Origin of the sequence: Streptomyces sp. NPDC005494, from assembly GCF_042872025.1 — a bacterium.
In the GTDB taxonomy this organism is placed as follows: Bacteria; Actinomycetota; Actinomycetes; order Streptomycetales; family Streptomycetaceae; genus Streptomyces.
The window spans coordinates 1,102,235-1,124,539 of record NZ_JBIAJR010000001.1 but is presented as its reverse complement, the minus strand read 5'-3'; the positions used below and the strand labels follow the sequence as shown (position 1 = coordinate 1,124,539).

19 protein-coding genes and 2 tRNA genes are annotated in these 22,305 nt (G+C 72.4%); 6 read left to right on the top strand and 15 right to left on the bottom strand.

The genetic code is table 11. From position 1 onward, the window contains the following. The first annotated feature begins 37 nt into the window (after window positions 1-37). From ACFYQ6_RS05000 to ACFYQ6_RS04990, 3 genes are all read left to right on the top strand, one after another. A complete protein-coding gene (locus ACFYQ6_RS05000; protein ID WP_388760564.1) occupies window positions 38-1,324 on the top strand; it encodes a peptidoglycan-binding protein in 1,287 nt (428 codons plus the stop codon). Between the two features lie 37 nt (window positions 1,325-1,361). Next, entirely contained in the window at window positions 1,362-3,383 is a 2,022-nt protein-coding gene (locus tag ACFYQ6_RS04995; RefSeq protein ID WP_388760562.1) for an SPFH domain-containing protein, read from the top strand. A 159-nt stretch (window positions 3,384-3,542) separates the two neighbouring features. Further along, a complete protein-coding gene (locus ACFYQ6_RS04990; RefSeq protein WP_356734769.1) occupies window positions 3,543-4,133 on the top strand; it encodes a lytic polysaccharide monooxygenase in 591 nt (196 codons plus the stop codon). Between the two features lie 63 nt (window positions 4,134-4,196). Here the strand turns inward: ACFYQ6_RS04990 and ACFYQ6_RS04985 are convergent. From ACFYQ6_RS04985 to ACFYQ6_RS04955, 7 genes are all read right to left on the bottom strand, one after another. After that, a tRNA-Lys gene (locus ACFYQ6_RS04985) sits at window positions 4,197-4,270 on the bottom strand. A gap of 356 nt (window positions 4,271-4,626) precedes the next feature. Then, window positions 4,627-5,385 (bottom strand): IclR family transcriptional regulator, encoded by a 759-nt coding sequence (locus ACFYQ6_RS04980; protein ID WP_388760558.1) that lies wholly within the window; start codon window positions 5,383-5,385, stop codon window positions 4,627-4,629. Window positions 5,386-5,561: 176 nt separating this feature from the next. After that, on the bottom strand, window positions 5,562-6,395 hold the full coding sequence (ehuA, locus tag ACFYQ6_RS04975; protein ID WP_388760555.1) for an ectoine/hydroxyectoine ABC transporter ATP-binding protein EhuA: 834 nt from the start codon (window positions 6,393-6,395) through the stop codon (window positions 5,562-5,564). Next, window positions 6,385-7,029 carry an ectoine/hydroxyectoine ABC transporter permease subunit EhuD gene (gene ehuD, locus ACFYQ6_RS04970; protein ID WP_388760552.1) on the bottom strand — a complete coding sequence of 215 codons (645 nt, stop codon included), beginning with the start codon at window positions 7,027-7,029 and terminating at the stop codon, window positions 6,385-6,387. The genes ehuA and ehuD overlap by 11 nt, the downstream gene beginning before the upstream one ends. Then, complete coding sequence (gene ehuC, locus ACFYQ6_RS04965) at window positions 7,026-7,760, bottom strand: ectoine/hydroxyectoine ABC transporter permease subunit EhuC (RefSeq protein WP_388760549.1); 735 nt, start codon at window positions 7,758-7,760, stop codon at window positions 7,026-7,028. Before ehuC ends, ehuD begins: the two co-directional genes overlap by 4 nt. 19 nt (window positions 7,761-7,779) lie before the next feature. Further along, on the bottom strand, window positions 7,780-8,682 hold the full coding sequence (gene ehuB, locus ACFYQ6_RS04960; protein ID WP_388760546.1) for an ectoine/hydroxyectoine ABC transporter substrate-binding protein EhuB: 903 nt from the start codon (window positions 8,680-8,682) through the stop codon (window positions 7,780-7,782). 222 nt (window positions 8,683-8,904) lie between these two features. After that, window positions 8,905-9,867 (bottom strand): D-2-hydroxyacid dehydrogenase, encoded by a 963-nt coding sequence (locus ACFYQ6_RS04955; RefSeq protein WP_361571807.1) that lies wholly within the window; start codon window positions 9,865-9,867, stop codon window positions 8,905-8,907. Window positions 9,868-10,050: 183 nt separating this feature from the next. Here ACFYQ6_RS04955 and ACFYQ6_RS04950 point away from each other — a divergent pair, with 183 nt between their 5' ends. Beyond that, window positions 10,051-10,815 (top strand): decarboxylase, encoded by a 765-nt coding sequence (locus tag ACFYQ6_RS04950; RefSeq protein ID WP_361571804.1) that lies wholly within the window; start codon window positions 10,051-10,053, stop codon window positions 10,813-10,815. 133 nt (window positions 10,816-10,948) lie between these two features. Next, a complete protein-coding gene (locus ACFYQ6_RS04945) occupies window positions 10,949-12,049 on the top strand; it encodes an LLM class flavin-dependent oxidoreductase (RefSeq protein ID WP_361571801.1) in 1,101 nt (366 codons plus the stop codon). A gap of 126 nt (window positions 12,050-12,175) precedes the next feature. Here the strand turns inward: ACFYQ6_RS04945 and ACFYQ6_RS04940 are convergent, their stop codons facing one another. Continuing rightward, the gene (locus ACFYQ6_RS04940; protein ID WP_361571798.1) at window positions 12,176-14,029 is read right to left on the bottom strand and encodes an EAL domain-containing protein; all 1,854 of its coding nucleotides are present in this window, start codon (window positions 14,027-14,029) and stop codon (window positions 12,176-12,178) included. Between the two features lie 411 nt (window positions 14,030-14,440). Between ACFYQ6_RS04940 and ACFYQ6_RS04935 the strand changes: the two genes are divergently transcribed. Beyond that, complete coding sequence (locus ACFYQ6_RS04935) at window positions 14,441-15,682, top strand: M6 family metalloprotease domain-containing protein (RefSeq protein ID WP_388760541.1); 1,242 nt, start codon at window positions 14,441-14,443, stop codon at window positions 15,680-15,682. Window positions 15,683-15,743: 61 nt separating this feature from the next. Here ACFYQ6_RS04935 and ACFYQ6_RS04930 read toward each other — a convergent pair. The 7 genes from ACFYQ6_RS04930 to ACFYQ6_RS04900 form a co-directional block, all read right to left on the bottom strand. After that, window positions 15,744-15,817 (bottom strand) — tRNA-Lys (locus tag ACFYQ6_RS04930). Next, window positions 15,808-16,506, bottom strand: coding sequence for a bifunctional DNA primase/polymerase (locus ACFYQ6_RS04925; protein ID WP_361571793.1), 699 nt, complete (start codon window positions 16,504-16,506; stop codon window positions 15,808-15,810). The genes ACFYQ6_RS04930 and ACFYQ6_RS04925 overlap by 10 nt, the downstream gene beginning before the upstream one ends. A 280-nt stretch (window positions 16,507-16,786) precedes the next feature. After that, the gene (locus tag ACFYQ6_RS04920) at window positions 16,787-17,128 is read right to left on the bottom strand and encodes a hypothetical protein (protein WP_356734791.1); all 342 of its coding nucleotides are present in this window, start codon (window positions 17,126-17,128) and stop codon (window positions 16,787-16,789) included. A gap of 73 nt (window positions 17,129-17,201) precedes the next feature. Beyond that, a complete protein-coding gene (locus ACFYQ6_RS04915; RefSeq protein ID WP_361571790.1) occupies window positions 17,202-18,536 on the bottom strand; it encodes an AAA domain-containing protein in 1,335 nt (444 codons plus the stop codon). After that, window positions 18,533-20,155 carry a hypothetical protein gene (locus ACFYQ6_RS04910; RefSeq protein WP_388760536.1) on the bottom strand — a complete coding sequence of 541 codons (1,623 nt, stop codon included), beginning with the start codon at window positions 20,153-20,155 and terminating at the stop codon, window positions 18,533-18,535. Before ACFYQ6_RS04910 ends, ACFYQ6_RS04915 begins: the two co-directional genes overlap by 4 nt. Beyond that, complete coding sequence (locus ACFYQ6_RS04905) at window positions 20,146-21,330, bottom strand: hypothetical protein (RefSeq protein ID WP_388760533.1); 1,185 nt, start codon at window positions 21,328-21,330, stop codon at window positions 20,146-20,148. The genes ACFYQ6_RS04910 and ACFYQ6_RS04905 overlap by 10 nt, the downstream gene beginning before the upstream one ends. Next, window positions 21,227-22,174 carry a phosphatase PAP2 family protein gene (locus ACFYQ6_RS04900; RefSeq protein WP_361571783.1) on the bottom strand — a complete coding sequence of 316 codons (948 nt, stop codon included), beginning with the start codon at window positions 22,172-22,174 and terminating at the stop codon, window positions 21,227-21,229. Before ACFYQ6_RS04900 ends, ACFYQ6_RS04905 begins: the two co-directional genes overlap by 104 nt. Window positions 22,175-22,305: the final 131 nt, after the last annotated feature.

The window sequence follows — 22,305 nt, the reverse complement described above, 5'->3', positions numbered from 1 at the left end:
GACGATCTGGACGACCGCCGAAGGGAAGAGGAGCCGCATGACTGTGCCGGTCTTCGAGGAGTACGAACCCGCTGCCGACTGCGGGTGTCCGGGCTGTGCCCAGCGACGGCGCACGGCCGCCGGGCTGCCCGTGCGCCACGGCGGACACCCGGCCGCGCACGGCGCACGCCGCGCGCTGGTGCTGGTGACCACGGCGGGCGTGGTCCTGTCCTGCGGCGCCGGGCCGGCGGCGGCGACCGCCGCCGGCGCGAAGGGCCGCGCGGACACGGCGGCCGAACCTCAGCCGGTCACACCGCAGGGCCAGGTCGGGCCCCTGAACGGCGGCGGAGCTTCGGGGCCGCCCGCCGGAGAGGGCACGGCGCTGCGCACGACGACGCGGGCCGACATCATCAACCGCGCCAAGAAGTGGGTGACCGCGAAGGTCCCGTACGACATGACGGCGTACTGGTCGGACGGGTACCGGCAGGACTGCTCCGGCTTCGTGTCGATGGCCTGGAACCTGGCCGCCAACGAGTGGACCGGCAGCCTCGCCACCTTCGGGACGAAGATCGCCCGGGCCGACCTGCAGCCCGGCGACATCCTCCTCTTCCACAACCTGGCCGACCCGGCGGTGGGGTCGCACGTCACGGTCTTCGGGGGCTGGTCCGACCACACGCACACCCACTACCTCGCCTACGAGCAGACCCGCCCGCACGCGAGGAAGGCGACGACGCCGATGGCGTACTGGAGCAACTCCTCCAAGTACGTGGCCTACCGCTACAAGGGCGTGGTCAGCGCGAGCGGGAGCGGCGGCACGGCCACCTCCTTCCCGGGTGCGGCGAAGTTCGGCCCGGGCGCGAACAACGCGCACGTGACCCGCCTCGGACAGATGCTCATCGCCCAGGGCGGCAAGCGCTTCTACAAAAACGGCGCGGGGCCCCGCTGGAGCGACGCGGACAAGCGGGCGACGCAGGCCTTCCAGCTGGCACAGGGGTGGAAGGGCAAGGAGGCGGACGGCGTCCCGGGCCCGGCCACCTGGAACCTGCTGGTCAAGGGCACCGGCCGCAAGATCCCCGCCGCCGGGACGGGCACCGGCTCGAACGGTGCCGTGCCCTACCCCGGCAAGAGCTACTTCGCCCCGGGAAAGTCCAGCAGCCACGTCCAGAAGCTCGGGACCCAGCTGGTGAAGAAGGGATACGGCAAGCACTACGTGACGGGCCCCGGCCCGCGCTGGACGGAGGCCGACCGCCGCAACGTCGAGGCCTTCCAGAAGGCCCAGGGCTGGAGCGGGAGCGCGGCGGACGGATACCCCGGGCCGGAGACATGGCGACGGCTCTTCGCGTGACGGCTGCAACGGCGTAACGGACATGACGGAGGCGGGAATGCGATCCACGGAGAACGTACGGGGCGAGTGGGACGAGCTGGGCGAGCGGGACGCGCGCGTGATCGTGCCCGGCCCAGGGGATGCGCCCGGCGAGGTGCCGGGAGTGTTCGTCACGGAGGTGCCCGGGGCGGCGGCGGCCGGATCGGTGGAGGCCGGGCCGCACGCCGTCGCGGTGCGTGAGCCCGAGGGGGAGCCCTCGGAGGAGGCGGAGATCCCGAAGGAGGCACCCCCGAAACCGCACGCGGCCGGGACCGGGCCCACCGGGGCGCGCGCGGCCGGGGCCGGGCCCACCGGGGCGCGCGCGGCCGGGGCCGGGCCCACCGGGGCGGGGTCCACCGAGGCGGAGCCGCCTGCGGTGGAGCCGGCCGAAGCGGCCGAGCCGGCTGAGGCGGAGCCGTTCGTGACGGAGGCGCTCGCGGTGGAGCCTTTCGCGGTACGGCCGTTCGTGACGGAGGCGCCCGCGGTGGAGCCTTTCGCGGTACGGCCGTTCGTGACGGAGGCGCTCGCGGTGGAGCCTTTCGCGGTACGGCCGTTCGTGACGGAGGCGCTCGTGCGTGGCCTCCCGCAGGACATGCCACGGGCGGAGGAGCCGGCGCTCCGTGAGGAGACCGAGGACATCCCGCCCGACCTCGGCCCGGCGCTGGACGCGGTGGCCGAGGTGGGCCGGGCCGCCGTGCCCGCTCGTGACTTCCCGCTGGTCGGCCTGGAACCGGCCCCCGCCGTGGTGACCGGCGACGGCCGCGCGGAGGAGTCCGCGGAGGAGCGGGGGAGCGAACCGGACAGCGTGGCGGGCCTGCGCAAGCGTCTCCCCGTGGATGAGGAGCGTGCACCGGTGACCGTCGGCGTGGGCGCCGCCGACCCCGTCGCCTGGTGGGGTGCAGGTCGCAGACAGCCCGTCATCACCACCGAGACCACCGCGCCCATCCCCGTACACCTGCTCTTCCGTGACGCCGCCGGCGACGGCACCGGCGGGCCCGCGGCCCCGGGCGGCACCGCCCCCGGTGGTGCGAGCCCCGCCGGTACGGGAACGCCTTTCCCCCGGCGGCCCGGTGCCCGGCGCCCGCCCATGCCGCGCTCCCCCGAGGAGCAGGCGTCCACCCGGCCCGCGCCGCTCGCCGACCCCCGGCTCACCGAACGGCCCGGGCCCGTGCTGCCCGGGTGGACCGCACTGCTGACCGCGGCGGCGGGGACGGCCGCCGGGCTTGCCGTGCTGGGATGGCAGGGCGCACTGCCCGCCGCCGTGACCGGCAGGCTCGGGCTCGGGACACGCGCGTACGACGGCATCGGCACCGGGGCCTGGGCGCTGCTCGCGCTGCTGCTGACCCTGGTGCTCCTCGCGCTCGGCGGCCTCGGCCGGGGCCGGGCCGGGCACGCGTCGGTGCTGACGCTCTTCGGCGACTACCGGGGCAGCGTCCGGCGCACCGGACTTCTGTGGATCTCGCCGCTCCTGCTGCGCCGCCGCGTCGACGTACGGCTGCGGCACTGGCGCAGCGAGCCGCTTCCCGCGGTGGACGCGAACGGGACCGCGCTGCGGGCGGTCGTGCTCGTCGTGTGGCGGGTGAAGGACACCGCGCGGGCCACCCTCGGTGTCGCGGACCACGAGCGTTACCTGCGCGACCAGGTCGAGGCGGCGCTGGCCCGGGTGCTCTCCCAGCTCCCCGCCGACGCCTTCCACGAGGACACCCGCACCCTGCGCGACGCCGAGACGGTGGGGAACGCGCTGACCAGGATGCTGAAGGCGGACTGCGTACCCGTGGGTATCGAGGTGTACTCCGCGCAGCCGACCGGGATCGAGTACGCCCCCGAGGTCGCGGCGGCGATGCAGCGGTGCCGGGTGGCGGCCCTCGACGCCAAGCACCGGGACGGCGTGCTGACCTCGGTGGTCGACGCGGTGGACGACACCGTGGGGCGGCTGACCGCGCGCGGCATCGTGGAGCTCGACGCCTACGAGCACAAGGCACTGGTCAGGGACCTCACGGTGGCGTTCTACACCGGGCGCGGCGGCGGCGAAGGGGCCTGAAGGCTCCTCGGGACAGGGGTGCGCGCACCGAAACAGTCCCCACATTGGTCTGGACATGTTCATGCAGCGTCAATAATCTGGACTTGGTCTAGACCGCAAAAAAACATGCGCGCAGCAGAGCCCCAGAACCTCCCCCACGTTCTCGAGGAGCGACACAGCATGCGGAAAAGGGCAAGCGCGGCCGTCATCGGCCTGGCGATAGCCGGCGCCTCCATGTTCGCGACCAGCAGCGCGAGCAGCCACGGCTACACCGACTCACCGATCAGCCGGCAGAAGCTCTGCGCCAACGGCACCGTCACCAACTGCGGAAACATCCAGTGGGAGCCGCAGAGCGTGGAGGGTCCCAAGGGCTTCCCGGCGGCAGGACCGGCGGACGGCAAGATCTGTGCCGGCGGGAACAGCCAGTTCGCCCAGCTCGACGACCCGCGCGGCGGCGCCTGGCCCGCCACCAAGGTCACCGCCGGACAGGGCTACAGCTTCCGCTGGCAGTTCACGGCCCGCCACTCCACGAGTGACTTCCGGTACTACATCACCAAGAACGGCTGGGACTCCACCAAGCCGTTGACCAGGGCGGCTCTGGAATCGCAGCCCTTCATGACGGTGCCCTACGGGAACCAGCAGCCCCCGGCCACGCTGACCCACCAGGGCACCATCCCCACCCAGAAGACCGGGAAGCACATCATCCTGGCCGTGTGGAACGTGGCGGACACCACCAACGCGTTCTACGCCTGCTCCGACGTGCAGTTCTGACGCACACGGCACACAGCACAGTGGGCGGTCCCCTCGGAAGGAGACCGCCCACTGTGGTGTCGGTGCGCCGTCAGGGACTCGAACCCCGGACCCGCTGATTAAGAGTCAGCTGCTCTAACCAACTGAGCTAACGGCGCCTGCTGACTCGAAAATAATACCTGGTCCGTGGGGGTGCTGATGACACGTGCCCCGGGCCCCCGGAGGTGGCCTTCCCCACACGCCTCGCCACTGCCCGGCCGGCACGCTCCGGAGCCCGCGACCCCGGGCTCCGGAGGCCGTCGGGTGCCCGTGGGCTCACGCCCGGGAGGCCGGCGGGTGACCGTGCGCTCACGCCCGGGAGGCCGGCGGGTGACCGTGCGCTCACGCAGGGCCGCGGTGGACCCGGGCGGTGTTCCAGGGCGCGGGCCCGCCCCTGACCTGCGGGCCCGCAGGTCATGTATACCGAGTGCGGGGTGGCGGTGACCACCCGTCGGAGGGGGCTGTCGCGTCCGGCTCAGAGCGCCATCGACAACAGGACCGGGGCCGCGCGCCGGTTCAGCGTGGCCGCCGCCTCCCGCAGCCGGTGCGCGTGCTCGATCGGCAGGGAGAGTGCCAGGCATCCCGCCGACGACCCGGCGGTCAGGGGGACCGCCGCGCACACCGTGCCCACGGCGTACTCCTGGAGGTCGAGGACCGGCACGGTGGCCGGCTGGCTGTCGAGTTTCGAGAAGAGGACCTTCTCGTTCGTGATGGTCCGCGACGTCAGCCGCGCGATCCGGTGCCGCGACAGATGGTCACGCCGGCCGTTCTGGTCGAGCTGCGTCAGCAGGCACTTGCCGATCGCGCTGGCGTGCGCGGCCGAACGGAAGTCCACCCACTCGTTGACGGCGGGTGTGCGGGGCCCGTCGGCGACCTGCGTGACCCGGATCTCCCCGTCGAGGTACCGGCTGACATAGACGGCCGCGCCGAGGGAGTCGCGCAGCTGCACCAGTGTCTCGTGGAGTTTCGCCTCCAGGGCGCGCCTGCGCGCTGTGCCGGAGCCGAGCTCCAGAAGTGAGGCACCGATGACGTACGCGCCGTCGGCCACCTGCTCGACGTACCCCTCGCGGCGCAGGGTCAGCAGGAGGGGGGTGAGATGCCCGCGCGGCAGTCCGGTCTCGCGGGAGAGCTGGGCGTCCGTCACCCCGTCGCCGTGCGTGGACACGGATTCGAGCACGCGCAGGGCGTACTGCACCGAATGGAACGGTGCCTTCGGCTCGGGCTTCAACGCCACGGTTCCCCCTCCAGGGCCTCTACCAGGTTGCGACCACAAGCTCTCGGCCAACGATAGTGGCCAAAAGCCCGAAACGGAGGGGGTGTTGACCACTTCATGACGCGCCCCGGCCGCGACGACCGGGGCGCTTTCCTGCGGCATATGTCAAGGTCACGAACGCGCCGCCGAGGGAGAGGTCACAGCACCGCGCTCAGGAACTCGCGCGTACGTTCGTGCTCGGGGGCGGTGAATATTTTCTCGGGCGACCCCGACTCCACGACCCGTCCCGCATCGAACATCAGTACCTTCTCGGACACGTCCCGGGCGAAGTTCATCTCGTGGGTCACGCAGAGCATCGTGATGTCGGTGTTCCGGGCGATCTCGGACAGCAGCTCCAGCACACCGGCCACCAGCTCCGGGTCCAGCGCCGACGTCACCTCGTCGAGCAGCAGGATCTCCGGCCGCATCGCCAGCGCCCGGGCGATCGCGACACGCTGCTGCTGGCCCCCGGAGAGCTGGGAGGGGTGGGCGTCGACCTTCCCCGAGAGCCCGACCATGTCGAGCAGCTCCCGGGCCCGGGCCTCCGCCTCGTCCCGGTCCATGCCGAGCACGTGGACGGGCGCCTCGGTGATGTTCTGGAGCACCTTCATGTTCGGGAAGAGGTTGAACTGCTGGAAGACCATCCCGATCTTCTTCCGGGACTCGCGCAGCTCCTTGTCGCCCGCGGGCTTCAGTGCGCCGGACGGTGTCCGTACATGGGTCAGCGGCGCACCGTCGACCCAGATCACCCCGTCACTGACCTTCTCCAGCGTCATCAGCAGCCGCAGGATGGTGGTCTTCCCGGAGCCGCTGGGACCGATCAGCGTGACGTGCTCGCCGCGCCGCACGGTGAAGTCCAGCTCGTCCAGGACCACGTGGTCGCCGTAGCGCTTGACGACCTTCTCGAAGCGGACGAGCGGCTCGACGCCCGTGGCCAGGGGGTCCCCGGCCGCGTCCGCGGGTTCCTTGAGGGGGGCGGGTTCAGTGGCCAAGACGCTTCTCCAGCTTTCTCATCAGCAGCGAGGTGGGGTAGCTCGCGACCAGGAAGACCAGGCCGGCGAGCGTGAACGCCTCGGTGTAGGCGAAGTGGTCGGCCCCGTACTTCCGGGCCTCGAAAACCATTTCCTGGACCATGATCACGGCGAGGAACGGGGTCTCCTTGAACATCGAGATCGCGTAGTTGCCGAGGGCGGGCAGCACGTTGCGTATCGCCTGCGGCAGGATCACGGCCTGCCAGGTGCGCCGCGGCGGCAGTGACAGGGCCCGGCAGGCTTCCCACTGCCCCTTGGGCACCCCGTCGATCCCGGCCCGGTACACCTCGGAGGTGTACGTGGCGTAGTGGATGCCCAGGACCACGATCCCGACGGTCAGAGGCTCCACGGAGGTGAAGAGGGCCGCCGCGCCGACCAGCTGGACCAGCAGCGGGGTGGCACGGACGAACTCCATCACCGCTTTCACGGGCACGGTCACCCAGCGGGACGGCGCCCGTGCGGCCACCGCGATCGCCAGGCCCAGCACCGCCGCGACGAGCGTGCCGAGCACGGTCGCCAACAGGGTGACCCTGAACCCCTCCAGCAGCAGGGGGAGGACGTCGCCTGCGGCATCCCAGTCGAATCCCTGGTTCACCGGGCACCTCCGGCCGTCGTCGCGGGTTCGGCGCTGCGGGACTTCAGCAGACTCCCCGCGCCCGTGTGCAGGCCGAGCCGCCTCTTGGCGGCCCGCTCCAGCAGATTCATCAGCAGGGTCAGCGCGTAGGCGAGTACGAAGTAGACCGCCAGCAGGGTCAGATACGCCACCAGCGTCTCACCGGTGCGATCGCGGATCTGCTGGATCACGGTCATCAGATCGGCCACCGAGATCAGCCACAGCAGTGGCGTGCACTTCAGCAGCTGGATCAGCAGGTTGGTGAAGGACGGGATCATCTGCACCCAGGCCTGCGGCAGGATCACCTTCCGCATGCGGTGCAGGGGCGACATGTTCAGCGCCACCGCCGCCTCGTACTGCGCGCGCGGCACGGAGTTGATCGCGCCGCGCACGACCTCCGAGCCGTACGCCCCGTAGTTGAGGCCGAAGGCCACGACGCCGCAGAGCAGCGGCGAGAGCTCGTACCCCGTGAGCTGCGGCATGGCGTAGTAGAGCCAGAACAGCTGGATGTAGAGCGAGGTGCCGCGGAAGAACTCCACGACGGTCCGGGAGACCCCGCGCACCAGCAGCAGCTTGCTGCCCGCCGCCAGGCCGAGGACGAACGCCAGGAGGAGAGCGACCAGGGCGCCCAGGACAGTGGCCTCGACGGTCACCCACAGGCCTGCTCCGACCTGGGGGAACTCGTCGAGGAACGTGGAGAAGAAGTCACTCATACGGTGTGTTCAGCCCCCGTCAGCCCTTGCACAGGTCGGCCGTCTTCAGTGTGGCCGGCGGGATCTCGGTGGCGCCGAAGCCGTACTCCTGGAGCAGGCTCACGTAACGCGACTTGTCGGAGACGATCTTCTTGAGCTCGCGGTTGAAGGAGTCCCGCAGGTCCTCGTTGCCCTGGCGGAAGACCGCGCCGCCCGGGGAGAACTGCTGCTCGCCGTCCAGCTCGGGGACGAAGGCCTCGGTGACCTCGGTCTCCGGGTTGGTCTTGGCGAGCCAGCGCAGCGAGATGCCGGTGAGCAGGAAGGCGTCGATCCTGCCGCCCTTGACGGCGTCCGCGCCGTCCTGCGGCTTCTGCAGTGTCTTGATCTTCCCTTCGACGATGCCCGCGCCCTTGGCGTAGGAGCCCTCTACCGCACCCGACATCACGCCGACGGTGACGCCCGCGGCCTTCGCCGACGCCAGGTCGGTGAGCTTCTTCGGGTTGCCCTTCTTCACCATCAGGGCGGTGGGGGAGATGAACTCCGGCTCGGAGAAGAGGGCGTTGGCGCACCGCTCGGGGGTGATGGCCATGCCCGCGCTGACCACGTCGTACTTCCCGGCCTGAAGGCCGGGGATGAGACCGTCCCACTCCGAGAGAGTGGGCTTCAGTTCGTCGACGCCGAGCGCCTTGAATATCTCCCGGTGCAGGGTGGGGGCCTCGCCCTTGAGTTCCTTGCCCTCCATGTAGCCGTACGGGGCCTCGTTGGCGTACGCGACCCGCACGAATCCCTGCTTGCGGAGTTTGTCGAGGGCGCCCTCGCCGTCCGCGGCGCCGGCGTCGGTCTTGCTGCACGCGCTGAGCAGCCCGGGGACGACGAGCAGACCTCCCACCGCCGCCGTTCGATTGAGGAAGCCCCGACGGGACAGGTGAGGGAAGTCAGCCATGGTTCGCAATCTCCTGGAGAAATCGGGGTGTCGAACAGTCCGGACAGGGTGAGCACCTGCCCGATCCAGGCTTCTTATGCAGGTCGCCTCGCCATGTAACCCAACGGTGGCCGGAGGGTGACCTTTCCGTGTCTCGACGACGGCGCGGGGCGACGGCCGGCGTGCGGGGCGTATTGCGTATTCCCCGCGCAGGGACGGTTCATGACTGCCCCTCATGCCGGACTACGGATGCGAGATGTCCTCAGAAGGTACGTAACCCCGCTGTATGTCCACGGTGTTGGGCAACGGCTCCCCGGCGGCCCACGCCTCGTACATCGAGACGAACTGCTCGCCCAGCCGGTCCCGCCAGCCCGCCGTGTCCCCGCTCATGTGAGGGGAGATCAGCAGCCCGGGCACGTCCCACAACGGGTGGGCGGGGCCGAGCGGCTCCTCCTGGAACACGTCCAGGGCGGCGCCGGCGATCCAGTGCCTGCGCAGAGCCTCGGCGAGGTCCTCCTCGACGGTCAGCGGACCCCGGCCCACGTTGATGAAGTGCGCGGAGGGCTGGAGCAGCCCGAAGAAGCGCGCGTCGAACATCCCGCGCGTCTCGTCGGTCAGCGGGGCCGCGCCGATGACCCAGTCCGCGCTCGCCGCCAGCCGGTCCAGGTCCTCGGCGCCGTGGATCGTGCGCCGTGGCGTACGCCCGACGAGCGCCACCCGGACGCCGAGACCGTGGAGCAGCCGCATGATCTCCCGGCCGATGGGACCGGCGCCGACGACGACGGCGCGGGTGCCGGAGAGACCGCGGGTCTCGCGGTGCTGCCACCGGTGCCGCCGCTGGTACTCCAGCGTGCGGGGCAGGTCCTTGGCGAAGGCGAGCACCAGACCGGCGACGTACTCGGCGATCGGCAGCTCGAAGACGCCCCGGGCGTTGGTGACGACGGTGGGGGACGCGGCGAGTGCGGGGCAGAGCAGACGGTCCACCCCCGCGCTCGCCGTGTGCACCCAGCCGGGCCGCCGTCCGGGACCGGGCCAGGCCTCGCGGACGGCGTCCGACGTGAAGTCCCAGACGAGCAGGACGTCGGCGTCGGGGAGCTGTCCGGCCAGCGTGCGCTCGTCGGCGTACCGGACACGGGCCCGCCCGGTGAGCCGGCCCAGACGGGGTGGCGGATCGCCGCCCAGCACGAGGATCAGGGGAGTGGTCATCAGGACACACCACGCTCGCACCGGCGCGCACGCGCGTCAACAGGACCTCGGCGCCATGGAGAGAACCGCTGGTCAGAGCAGTTGCGGGCGACGGCGCACGGCTGGAAGGGGAATACTTGTCCCAGGCAGGGGCAGCGGTGACACGAGCGGCAGCAGGACATCCGGACGCACGGAAGGATGGACATGACGACCGTAGGACTTCTCTACCCTGGCCAGGCCGCGGAGGACGACTTCCCGCGGATCGAGGTCATGCTCGACAGCGACATCAGGGTGCCGTTGTTCCACACCGAGGCCGACGGGGACTCCCGCACCGTCGAGGCCCTCCGCGCGGCGGGGGCGCCCGACCGGCTGGCCGCCGGCGTCGAGGAACTGCGGATGGCCGGCGCCGAATCGGTGGTCTGGGCCTCCACGGGCGGCAGCTTCGCCTACGGCTGGGACGGCGGCCACGAACAGATCGCCGGTCTGGCCAGGGCCGCGGGGCTCCCGGCTTCGAGTGCCTCCTTCGCCTTCGTGCACGCGGTACGCGAACTGGGTGCCACCCGGGTCGCCGTCGCCGCGAGCTATCCCGAGGATCTCGCCGCGCTCTTCGCCGGCTTCCTGGAGTCCGGGGGCGTCGAGGTGGCCGCCGTGCGGGGCAGCGGGCTGATCAGGGCTTCCGAGGCCGCCGCCGCGGACGTGGAGCTGGTGAAGGAACTGGCCGTCGCGGGCGACCACCCCGACGCGGAGGTCGTGGTGCTCCCCGACAACGCCCTCCACACCGCCGCGCACGTCCCGGAGCTGGAGCAACTGCTCGGCAAGCCCGTGCTCACCGCGAACCAGGTGACGGTCTGGGAGGGCCTGCGGCTCGCCGAGCGCCGGATCTGGGCGCCCACCCTCGGCACGCTCTTCGCCACCCGCGAGCCCCCGCTGGGCGCCGCCGAACCCCGGGGCATCGAGGTCCGCGAGTAGCGGTCGCCACGGCGACGACGGCCGCCTCGCCACCGCCGGTGCGCCATCCCCGGTGATCGCGGGGGAATAAGCGGAGCCATCCTCCTGTTTGCACCCTCCGATACGCAGACGTAGCACCGGAGAGGCCGAACACGTGGACGAGAACCGAGGCGACGAGATTCGCGGCACCGCAGGCGGGACGGCCCCCGTGCCCCTCTCCGTCCTCGACCTGGTGACCGTGGGCCAGGGCCGCACCGCGACCCAGGCCATGCGCACAGCCGTGGACATCGCCACGCTCGCCGAGCGGCGCGGATTCCACCGCTACTGGGTCGCCGAGCACCACTCCATGCCCGGGGTGGCCTCCTCGTCGCCCGCCGTGATCCTGGCGCACCTGGCCGCCCACACCGAGCGCATCAGGCTCGGTTCCGGCGGCGTGATGCTGCCCAACCACGCCCCGCTGGTCATCGCCGAGCAGTTCGGCACCCTGGAGGCGATGGCCCCCGGACGCGTCGACCTCGGCCTCGGCCGCGCCCCCGGCACGGACGGTGCCACCGCGGCGGCCCTGCGCCGGACCGACCGGCTGAACGAGGGCGCGGACGACTTCCCCCAGCAGCTGGCCGAGCTGACCCGCTTCCTGGACGACGACTTCCCCGACGGGCACCCCTACGCCCGCATCCACGCCGTCCCGGGGCCCGTGCAGGCCACATCGCCCGGCGGTGTGCAGTCGCCCGGCCGCCCGCCCGTCTGGCTGCTGGGCTCCTCCGGCTTCAGCGCCCGCCTGGCCGGTGTCCTCGGCCTGCCCTTCGCGTTCGCCCACCACTTCTCGGCCCGCAACACCGTGCCGGCCCTGGACCTGTACCGCGAGTCCTTCAAGCCGTCCGCGGTACTCGACGCCCCCTACGCCCTCATCGGGGTCGCGGCGCTGGCGGCGGACGACGAGCGCGAGGCCAGGCGCCAGGTGCTGACGGGTGCGCTGTCGATGGTCCGGCTGCGCACCGGGCGCCCGGGTCTGGTGCCGAGTCCCGAGGAGGCGGAGGCGTACTCCTTCAGCCCCATGGAGCGCGAGTTCGTCGACGGCTGGCTGAAGGACATCGTCCACGGCACGGCGGACGAGGTCCGCGGCGGACTGGACGACCTGGCCAAGCGCACCGGCGCGGACGAGCTGATGATCACCGCCAACGCGCACGGCGGCGAGGCCCGGCTGCGGTCGTACGAACTCATCGCGGACGCCTACGGGCTTCCGGCGGCGGGCTGAGCCAACGGATTTGCCCGTCCGTCCCATCTGGACCACCTGAGCATCTGGACCACCTGGAGCATCTGGACCACCTGGAGCATCTGGGCCACCTGGACCGGCGGGCCAGGTGGGACGGTGCGGGTCCGCTCAGCTCCCGGCGGCTCGGGTGCCGATCAGCTCGGCGATCCGTTCCGGTGCCACCGCACGCGAGTACAGCCATCCCTGCCCGGTGTCGCAGCCGATCCTGCGCAGCCGCTCCGCCTGGCCCGAGGTCTCCACGCACTCCGCGGTGACCGTCAGCCCGAGGCGATGGGCCAGCTGCACCATGGCCTCGACGATCGTCTCGTCGGCCGGGCTGGGATGCGCGCCGTCCTCGTAACGGAAGCCACGCACGAAGGAGCCGTCCAGCTTCAGCACCGAGACGGGCAGCCGGCTCAGATAGGCGAGGTTGGAGTAGCCGGTGCCGAAGTCGTCGATCGCGATCCGCACCCCCATGTCGCTGAGCGCCTGGAGGACCCGCAGCGGCCGGCCGGACGAACCCATGACGGCGGACTCGGTCAGCTCCAGTTGCAGCAGTCCGGGCTCCAGGCCCGTCTCGGCGAGGATCTCCGCCACGTCGGCGACCAGGTCGGAGTCCCACACCTGGCGAACGGCGACGTTGACGCTGATGAACAGCGGGGGCTCGTCCGGGTGTTCCTGCTGCCAGCGGCGGGCCTGGCGGCAGGCCGTGCGCAGCACCCACCGGCCGAGCTGGACGATCGTGCCGTCCTCCTCGGCGATCGGGACGAACCGGCTCGGTGCCAGCAGCCCGAAGCGCGGATGGTTCCACCGGACCAGGGCCTCCACCCCCCGTACGACCTCGTCGGCCATGCCGACCAGCGGCTGGTACTCCAGCGTGAACTCACCGCGCTCGACGGCCGGGCGGAGCGTCGACGAGAGCGCCTGCCGGGTCATCCGGTTCGCGTTGCGCTCGGGGTCGAAGAGGGTCCAGCGAGCCCTGCCGTCCGCCTTCGCCCAGTAGAGCGTGGTGTCGGCGGCCTGCATCAGGGCGGTGGCCGACGTGCCCGTCGACGACCGCTCCACCACCCCGATCGACGCGGAGACCGACAGCCGGTGCCCGCCCACGTCGAACGGGCGCTGGAGGGCCGCGAGCACGGAACGGGCGAGGTCGGTGAGCTGGTGTGTGCCCGAGGAGTCCTCCACCAGGATCGCGAACTCGTCACCCCCGAGGCGCGCCACCAGATGGCCCCCGGACCCGCGGCCTTCGCTGCCGTGGCCGTCGGTCTCGGCGCAGTCGGTGAGCCGCCCGGCCACGGCGGCGAGCAGCCGGTCTCCGGTGGCGTGCCCCAGGGTGTCGTTGACGGCCTTGAAGCCGTCGATGTCCAGGTAGCAGAGCCCGATCCGGCTGTGCCGCACCGGTGAGCCGTCCTGGCCGGCCGGGGTCTCCAGCGCGGTCGCGAGCCGTTCGAAGAACAGCGTGCGGTTGGGCAGCCGGGTCACGGGATCGTGTATCCGCAGGTGGCGCAGCCGCTCCCGCAGCTCACGGCGGTCGCTGACGTCGGCGACGGAGAGCAGGACGCGGCCCGCGCCCGTGGCCGGGCCCGGCACCGGCGCCACGGTGACCTCGGCCCACAGGGGGCGGCCGTCGGCGTGCTTGATCCGCCGGGTGCGGCGGAACCCGGACCTGGCGCCCTCCAGGACCTCGCTGTAGGCCTGCCAGGCGGCGCGGTCGGAGCCGAGGCCCACCAGGTCGGCTGCGGGCTGTCCCGTCAGGGAAGCGGGGTCGGCGCCGAGCAGTGCGCCCAGCGCGTCGTTCGCCCTGACGACGCGGCCCCGGTGGTCGACGACAGCCATCGCGAGCCCGGCCGCCATGAAGGCGGCCCGGTAGTCGCGCAGTTCCGCGAGGACCGACCTCTGCTGATCACTTTCCGTGACCTCCGGCGGTCCCGCGCCGGGGGCCGTGCCCGCCGCGTGCGCCGGCCCTTCGAAGGTTCCGCTCACCGCTCGCTCCCGCTGTGCAGATTGTCGTGAACAGATGTGGCCGGGCAGAGGCGTGGAGCGAAACGCCGTGCCAGAGGCGGGAACCACGCAGGAAAGCGAGGTGAAGCATAGAGGGTGGCGCGCCGGGCGTTCCAGCGCGCCCGTCGTTTCGGGCCCGTGGCACGCGCATGGCCCACGCCTGTTCCGCGCGTGACGTCGTTATGCCCTTTGCTCAGACATGATCGCTTCTGTGTTGATTTGCTTTATTCGGATGTTCGGGTGATCGGTTGTGACTACCTGTGAGCGACACGGGTGGCTGCCGTATCGCCCTGCCGCCCCCTGCTGACCCGTGTGGGGCAGCACAACAGGGCATGCGGGGCCGAATCGGCACAGGGTGAACGAGAAGTCCCACGTCGCCACCCGGAGGTAGATGTGCCGCGTCAGCACGGACCCGGGGGAGTGGAGAGGCCGAGTCTGCGCAGTGCGGCGGCTGCTCTCACCGCCCTCCTGGCGCTCGCCGCCACCGGACTCGTCGCCGGCCCCGCGGTGGCGGCATCGCGTGACGCGGGACCGTGTGCGCTGCCGAGGACGGGCGCGCACCACTCGCTGGGCCTCGACAGCTGGAACGACGCCTACCCGCGCCCCGACCGGCGCCTCGACGCCGTCATGGTCTTCCTCTCGTTCCCCGACTCCGATCCCGTCGTTCCGCCCGAGTTGCTGGCCGCCGACTACTTCCCCTCGACCGCCCGCTTCTTCCACCGCGCCTCGTACGGGAAGTTCACCCTGCGCGCCCATCCCCAGAAGCGGTGGACCCGCATGCCGCGCCCCTCCACCTGGTACGGCATACAGCGCGACTGGGGTTCGGAGCAGCGCAGCTCCTATCTGCGGGACGCGATCGAGGCGGCCGACGAAGAGGTCGACTTCTCGGACTACGACATCGTCTATCTCGTCGCCGACCCGGACGCTCCCGGTGTCGACTCCGACGCCACGAAGGTCGTCAACTTCGACCGTCCCCTGCGCGCGGACGGCGCGGACATCAGGCGCGTGGTCACCGTGTTCGAGGAGCACCCCCCGGACCGGAACGTCCTCGCGCACGAGACGGGACACGTCTTCGACCTGGCCGACCTTTACCACCGGCCGGCGGACGGCAAGGGCGACTGGGACACCTACGTCGGCGACTGGGACGTGATGGGCAGCCAGTTCGGGCTGGCCCCCGACCTGTTCGGCTGGCACAAGTGGAAGCTCGGCTGGCTGGGCGGCCAGGAGGTCGTGTGCGTGCAGGGCGCCGCCGACCTCACCCTGGAACCCATGGCCGAGGTGCCCGTGCCGGGCGCCTCCGTCGGGACCCGGCTCGCGGTCATCCGGACCGGCACCGACAGCGCCCTGGCCGTCGAGGCCCGCAGCGCCGTCGGCAACGACCGGACGACGTGCACCGAGGGCGTGCTCATCTACCGCATCCGCAACGCGACGCCCTCAGGCGGCGGACCGGTCGAGGTGCTGGACACCCACCCCGACTCCGACGCCTGCTGGGACCGCTCGGTCTACCCGCCGCTCGCGGACGCGCCGCTCCGGGAGGGCGAGCGCTACACGGTTCCGGGGGAACGCGTCCGCATCGAGGTCGCCGACCGGACACGATCGGGCGCCTGGACCGTCAGGGTCACCACGGGGACCTGACCGGCCCCGGGGGGAGCACGAAGAAGCCCCCTCGCGTGAGCGAGGGGGCTTCCTCCGTCTGTGCGCCGCCAGGGACTCGAACCCCGGACCCGCTGATTAAGAGTCAGCTGCTCTAACCAACTGAGCTAGCGGCGCCTGCTGACGTCGTAGACATTAGCACCCGGATCGGCGGGAGGAAAAATCGAATTCCCCGTGGTCGACGGGGCCGCCGACCTGCCCACCCGGACGCAGGCCCAGAGCAGTACGTCGGGGCCCGGCAGCCAGGGGTTCCGGGTGTCCGGGGCGACCACCCAGCGGGGCCCGCCGGAGCCCGCGCCACCGGTCAGCGGGGGGACGGTGACCGCGTCCCCGGCGCCGTGGCAGAGCAGCGGGGGCAGACAGCCCCGGGCCGCCCGAGGGCCGCCGGAACCCGTGCCCCACTCCTCCCAGGCCAGCAGGGAGGGCAGCCGCTGGGCGGTGCCCGGGGAGGCGAACAGCAGCATCCTGCCCCGGTGCGTGGCGACGGGGCCCGAGCCGGGGCCCTCGGCCCAGAGCCGCTCCAGCATGCGCCGGCCGAAGAGCGCGGGGACGTTCACGACGTCGAAGGAGGAGCCGCACGGCAGGACGCCGGGGGAACCGGGGCGGGCCTCCCACTGCGAGAGCGTGCTGCGGGGGCTGGGCGAGGCGCCGGCCAGCCAGGCAGCCCCGGAGGCGGTGACCTGGGCTGCCCTGTCGTCGGCCGCGCGGTTGTCGGCGCGGTCCCGCAGCAGGGTGAAGATGTCGACGCCGTGGCGCGGGGTGGCACCGGTTCGCAGGGTCGTTTCGTCATTCAGCCATGCGCTCATGTCGTCATGTCTACCGGGCGTGACGCTACTGTTCCCGAGAGTTGCGAAACACCTGACAGGGTCGGACACGAGCGGGTATCTTGCCCGGCGGCATATGCCACGGGTGTACCCGAGGTGAGCGGAGCCGGTCGCCCGCGCCGGAGCCGGTCGCCCGCGCCGGAGCCGGCCACCCGCGCCGGAGTCGGTCACCCGCGCCGGAGCCGGGTGCCCGCGCTTCGGCTCGCCGCCCGTGGCGGGGCGAGCACCGGGCGCGGGCCGACCCTCACGCCCGAGGGCGGGGTCAGGGCGCGGGGTCGCTCAGCAGGGACCGGCCGAACTCGATCATCTTCTTGGCGTAGTCCTCGGTCCACTCCGCGCGCGCGGCTATGTCCGCGGCGGTCAGCCGGTCGAAACGGCGCGGATCTGCGAGCTGCGCGGCGGCGACGGCCTGGAACTCCACGGCCCGGTCGGTCGCCGCCCTGAAGGCGAGAGTCAGCTCCGTCGCGCGGGACAGCAGCTCTTTCGGGTCCTCCATCGACTCCAGGTCGAAGAAGTGCTCCGGATCGGCTGCCGCCTCCGACGGCTCGAAGAGCAGCGGCGCGGGACGCAGCCTCTGCCGTTCGTCCCGCTCGGGTTGTGCCATGTGGTGTTCCCTCCTCGTACGGCCGGACGGCCACCTTCCATTGTCCAGCCCGGCGCAAGAGCGCTGCCCAGGATCAGGGCGCCCAATGCACGCGGTGCTCTGCGAGATGCGCCAGCACCGCGTGGTTGGCCTCCCAGCCGTCGGGGAACTTCACCGTCACGCCCAGCTGGACCGGCTCCGTCGACGGGTGCTCGTCCAGCAGGTCCGCCACCCCCGCGCGGCACACGACGACGCACGCGTGCCGGTGCCGGGAGGCCAGCACACACAGGCGGCCCGTCTCCAGGTGGAAGGCGGTTGCGTCCGGGCGGCCCGAGAGCGGGTGCAGCACCACGGTCACGTCGAACTCGCGGCCCTGGAGCCGGTTCGCCGTGTCCACCGCGACGCCCGTCACGCCGAGATCCGCGAGCGCCGCGCGCACGGCGGCGGCCTGGTCACGGTGGGCCGTGCCGACCGCGACCCGCTCCGCCGTCACCGGCACCGGGCCGGGGGACCGCTCGCTCGTGGCGGCGCCTCCCCGGTCCAGCAGCCTGCGGACCACGACGGCCACCGCCCGCACCGCCTCGGGGTCCGTGCGGGGGGTGTGCCGGGCCGGGAGCTCCAGGAGGCCCCAGCCGGACTCCGCCGCCTCGTCCAGGACCCGGTCGGGGCCCGACCCGTCCGAGGGCACGCCGAACGACAGCCGCCGGTCGCCGTGGTCCGTACCGCTACGGAACGGGGTGTACGGGTAGAACGCGTCCGACACCAGCGGCGCCGCCGACGCGGGCAGCCGCCAGGACACCGGCAACCGGTGCTGCGGGAGCTCCGGATTGTGCGCCAGCAGCGTGGAGACCGCGCTCGCCGACGGGTCGTACGACAGCCCCGCCCACTGGTCGGCGCCCACGATCGAGAACGGGTCGAGCTGCCCGGGGTCCCCCACGAACAGGGCCCGCTCGAACAGCCCGGCCACGGCCAGCAGAGCGTCGGAGCGCATCTGGTAGGCCTCGTCGACGATCGCGTGACCCCACGGCTCCACGTTCTTCACGTGCGCCCACTTCGCCGCCGTGGAGATGACGATGTCCAGCCCCGCCAGATCCCCCGCCTTCGCCGACTTCCGTACGTTGTCCAGGCCGTCGAGGACCTTGTCGTACGGATCGGAGTCGCTGCTGTGCAGCCGCCCCACCGGCAGCCCCGGCTCCTTCTCCGCCAGCCGCACCACCAGGTCGTCCACCTGGGCGTTGGTCTGCGCGACCACCATGAGCGGGCGCCCCGCGGCGGCCAGCTCCAGCGCCGCGCGCACCACCAGTGTCGACTTGCCCGCACCCGGCGGGGAGTCCACCACGATGCCGCGCGCCGTGCCGCGCAGGGTGTCGCCGAGGATCGCGTCGGTCGCCCGGGCCGCCGCGGCGCCTGGGTCGAGAACGGCTGTCACAGGAGGTCCTCCGCGGTCACTGAGTCCGGCTGCTCGGCCTGCCCGCCACCCGACCCCGGCGGGCCGCCGTGGGTCCAGGGGGTGTTCTCCGGATCGGGCAGCTTCGGACCGCCCCGCTGATCGTGTTCGAACAAGGTCCAGGCGATACGGTCGCCCGGCTCGGGCACCGAACCGGGCGCGGGCTCCTTGCCACGCCCCATCCGGTCCGTGATCCGCAGCACCAGGCAGACCGTGCCGTCGTCCGGGTCCTCGGAGGCGTACTCCACGAACTCGGCCGTCTGCGATCTGCCGGGGTCACCGTCCAGCGAGCGGTACACCTTGGTCCGCTCACCGAGATGCGGGCGCTCGGCGGTGCGCACCGTGACCAGGGGGCGCGGAGAGGGCCGCTTCGACTCGCTGTACGCCATCTGCACCTCCGCCACCTCCCCGACGAACGCCTCGCCCGCCAGCCGCCTGCCCGCCATCACCAGCGGATCGTCGAGCGCCTCCTGGGCGTCCAGCTGCGCCTGGGCCGTCTCCCGTGAAGCCAGCTTCTGCGCGGCGGTCACCGCGTCGTCCCGGCGCGGCTGCGGCGGCTCTCCCGCGCGCACCCGGTCCCGGTGCCCGGTGAAGGACCAGCGGTCCCTCGACCACCGGTCCTCGGCCCTGGCACCCTCCGGCAGCTCCCGCAACAGGTCGAGACTCCGCCACACCGCGTCCCACGTGGGCAGCAGCACCCCCGCGAGCAGCGACCTGATCGCACGCTCGGCGTCACTCTGCTCACCGAGCCGGGTGTCGAAGTCGGGGCCGTCCTGCGCGGTGGCCAGCGCCGTGCGCGCCCGGTCGAACCGCTCGATCGCGGGCGCCAGCAGCTTGTTGTCGAAGGCCGGATCCGTGGCCGGACCCGCCGGGGGACAGACCAGCTGGCCGGCGCGGTCCCGCTCCAGCTCCGCCCGCAGCGCCGCCTCGGCACCGGAACCGCCGCCCGGCGGGTCCACCCACGCGAGCAGTGCCCCGAGGTGCTGGTCCTCCAGGCTGCTCTGCCCCGTCGCCCAGTGGCGGTTCAGCAGATCCGTCGTGGCGAGCAGCAGCGACGAGCCCGGCACCCGGGCCCGCTCCCCGTAGTGCGTCAGCCATCGCCCCAGCAGCGGCACCCGGGCCGGCGCGGGATACGGGGTGTCCGGGTCGTCCTCGACGGTGCGCCGGAACCGCATGGACCGCCCCAGCAGCCGTACGAACTCGACGCCGGCCCGGCTGGGCACGATCAGCTGGGCCGCGTCCGTGCACAGCTCGACCTCGACGTCCACCTTCTTGCCGGTCTCGGGATCCGTCTCCTTGCGGGCGGCGGGTTCGACGGCATCGGCGTACGACTCGATGTGCGGCAGCACCGCCTCCGCCAGTTCGGCGAGGAAGGCGAACCGCAGATCGCGGTCGCGCGGCTGGGCCACCGACAGCAGCCGGGGCGCCTCCCGGTCCGTGCCCACCAGCGCGCCGAGCGGCGCGCCCGCCTCGCCGGCGGTGGTCAGCGGCACCAGCACGAGCGGCCGGTCGGTCAGATGCCGGTGGCGGACGGTCGCCAGCGGCTGTGCCCGCCCGCTGTCCACCGCCTCCAGCCGGGCCAGGGTGCTGATCAGGGACATGGCACCCTGCCGCTCACGCTCTCCAGGGCCTCGGCCCGCAGTGCCGCGGCCCTGCGCAGTGCCGCCACCGTCGGGTCCGCGGGATCGCCCTCCTTGCCGGCCGCGGCGGCCAGCACCCCGGCGACCGTGGTCAGGCCCCCCAGCTCACCCCGCACGCTGCGCCCCAGCGACTCCACCGCGCCCTCCGCGCGGGCCTTCGCCCGGCAGTGGAAGGCCAGCTCGCACGCCGCCAGGCACTCGGGGGCGTACGCGGCGGGGACCGCCTCGACGGCGGCGCCGAGGTCCTCGGCGGAGCAGCCAGGGTCGAAGGTCGTGCCCTCGGGCAGGGCGGCAGCGATGTCCTCGACGCGGGTCAGCCTCGTCAGCTGGCGGCGGGTGACAGCGCGCTGCTTGCGCACGTCCACGACCGAGGCGGTCGGGAGGTTGGAGAAGTCCTTGGGGCAGACCAGCAGCACCCGGTGCCCCACCTCGGCGCCCTCGGTCACGGCGGCGATCCGCTCCAGCGCCAGGACGTAGACCGCGGACTGCCGGGCCGCCGCGCCGACCTTCGCGGCGTCCGCCGAGCTGTCGATCATGGGAAAGGACTTGATCTCGACGACCGTCCAGGTGCCGTCGGGGTGTACCACCACCGCGTCCGGCTCCAGATAGGCGGGGGAGCCCGCCACCTCCAGGGCGAGCATCGGATGGTCGAGCAGCGCCCAGCCGCCCGCCGCCGTGGCCTCGCGCAGTGCCAGCGCCGTGCGTGCGGCACGGCCCTCGGGGCCCGCGGCCGTCAGATCCGGAACCGTGGCCCCGGCCGGTGCCTCGGCCCCGCCGCCGAGCCGCTCGGACAGCAGGCGGATCAGCTCTGTACCGCCGTCGGCCTTGACCTTCGCCTCGAAGGCGTTGCCCCGGATGAACGCGAACTGCGACTGCCCGAAAGCGGCGGGGGAACCGAGCGCGGTGGCCAGCACGGCCTTGTCGACGCCCGCGCCGTCGAGCAGGGCGCGGCGCTTGCACCCCGGGTTGGCGGCGAGAGCGGCCAGGGCCCGCGCGTCGAGCGGATGCGGCGCGACGGACGGTCCGCGCAGCTCAGCGAGCCGCTGCCGTAGCGTCGTCGCTGGCTTCGGCCGCTGAGCCGGTGCTCGCGTCGCTGGAATCTGCGGAGGAGGTCCGCTGGCCGGGGATTCGCTCACCCGCCGAAGTCTTGCATCCGTCACTGACAATCGTGGACCTGACGGGGGTGACGGGTACGGGGACCTGTACGAAGACGGCCCTCACCCGGTCATTCACGCGGTCCGCGAGCCGCATGAACGGCCTGGTCAGCAGGGCGCCGACAGCCATCACGCCGGCCCCCGCCACGGCGTCGAGGAAATAGTGGTTGGCCGTGCCCATGACGACGAGCACGGTGACCAGCGGATACGCGACACCCAGTGCCCGCACGAGCGGGTGACGGGCGTTGCGCCACAGCAGGACGCCGCACCACACCGCCCAGCCGACGTGCAGGCTCGGCATCGCCGCGTACTGGTTGGTCATCCCGCTGAGCCCGCGCGGGGCGCTCGCGCCGGCGCCCCACCATCCGTAGTCGCTGTACTGGGCCATCGTGTCGACGAAACCGTGGTGGGCGTCGAGCAGCCGGGGCGGGCAGGTCGGCATCAGGGTGAAGCCGACGAGCCCGAGGAGCGTGGAGGTCATCAGCCAGGTGCGGGCCGCCCGGTAGGCGGCGGTGCGCCGCCGGAACATCCAGACCAGCACGGCGGGCGTCACCACGTAGTGCAAGGAGGCGTACGCGAAGTCGGCGGGTATCCCCAGAGTGGGGTGAGCGGTCAGCAGCCGGTTGAGGGGGTGCTCGGCGTTGATGTGCAGTGCCTGTTCCAGGCGGAGTATCGCGAGGCCGTTGTCCACGGCCGCGGGTATGTCCTCACGGACCAGGAGCCGGCCCATCGAGTAGAGCCCGTACACCACCGCTATCAGTGGAAGCTCCGTCCACCAGCGGGGCCGGTGACCACGGGACGGGGTCACGGCGGTGGCGTACGTCATCCGGTAGCTCTCCCCATGTCATGCGGCCGTCGGCGGGTGTTCAACCGTACGGCGGTCGTATGCCTTGACTTCTCCTGGGTGCGCCCCCCGCGGACGTCCCTGGTCGTGCGCTGAGAGGGACGCCGGTGCCG

Excerpts from the sequence above, each read along its gene's own strand:
- ACFYQ6_RS04995 (WP_388760562.1), top strand. The coding sequence starts at position 1,362 with ATGCGATCCACGGAGAACGTACGGGGCGAGTGGGACGAGCTGGGCGAG.
- ACFYQ6_RS05000 (WP_388760564.1), top strand. The coding sequence starts at position 38 with ATGACTGTGCCGGTCTTCGAGGAGTACGAACCCGCTGCCGACTGCGGG.
- ACFYQ6_RS04950 (WP_361571804.1), top strand. The coding sequence starts at position 10,051 with ATGACGACCGTAGGACTTCTCTACCCTGGCCAGGCCGCGGAGGACGAC.
- ACFYQ6_RS04920 (WP_356734791.1), bottom strand. The coding sequence starts at position 17,128 with ATGGCACAACCCGAGCGGGACGAACGGCAGAGGCTGCGTCCCGCGCCG.
- ehuC (WP_388760549.1), bottom strand. The coding sequence starts at position 7,760 with ATGAGTGACTTCTTCTCCACGTTCCTCGACGAGTTCCCCCAGGTCGGA.
- ACFYQ6_RS04955 (WP_361571807.1), bottom strand. The coding sequence starts at position 9,867 with ATGACCACTCCCCTGATCCTCGTGCTGGGCGGCGATCCGCCACCCCGT.
- ACFYQ6_RS04990 (WP_356734769.1), top strand. The coding sequence starts at position 3,543 with ATGCGGAAAAGGGCAAGCGCGGCCGTCATCGGCCTGGCGATAGCCGGC.
- ehuB (WP_388760546.1), bottom strand. The coding sequence starts at position 8,682 with ATGGCTGACTTCCCTCACCTGTCCCGTCGGGGCTTCCTCAATCGAACG.
- ACFYQ6_RS04925 (WP_361571793.1), bottom strand. The coding sequence starts at position 16,506 with ATGAGCGCATGGCTGAATGACGAAACGACCCTGCGAACCGGTGCCACC.
- ACFYQ6_RS04910 (WP_388760536.1), bottom strand. The coding sequence starts at position 20,155 with ATGTCCCTGATCAGCACCCTGGCCCGGCTGGAGGCGGTGGACAGCGGG.
- ACFYQ6_RS04900 (WP_361571783.1), bottom strand. The coding sequence starts at position 22,174 with ATGACGTACGCCACCGCCGTGACCCCGTCCCGTGGTCACCGGCCCCGC.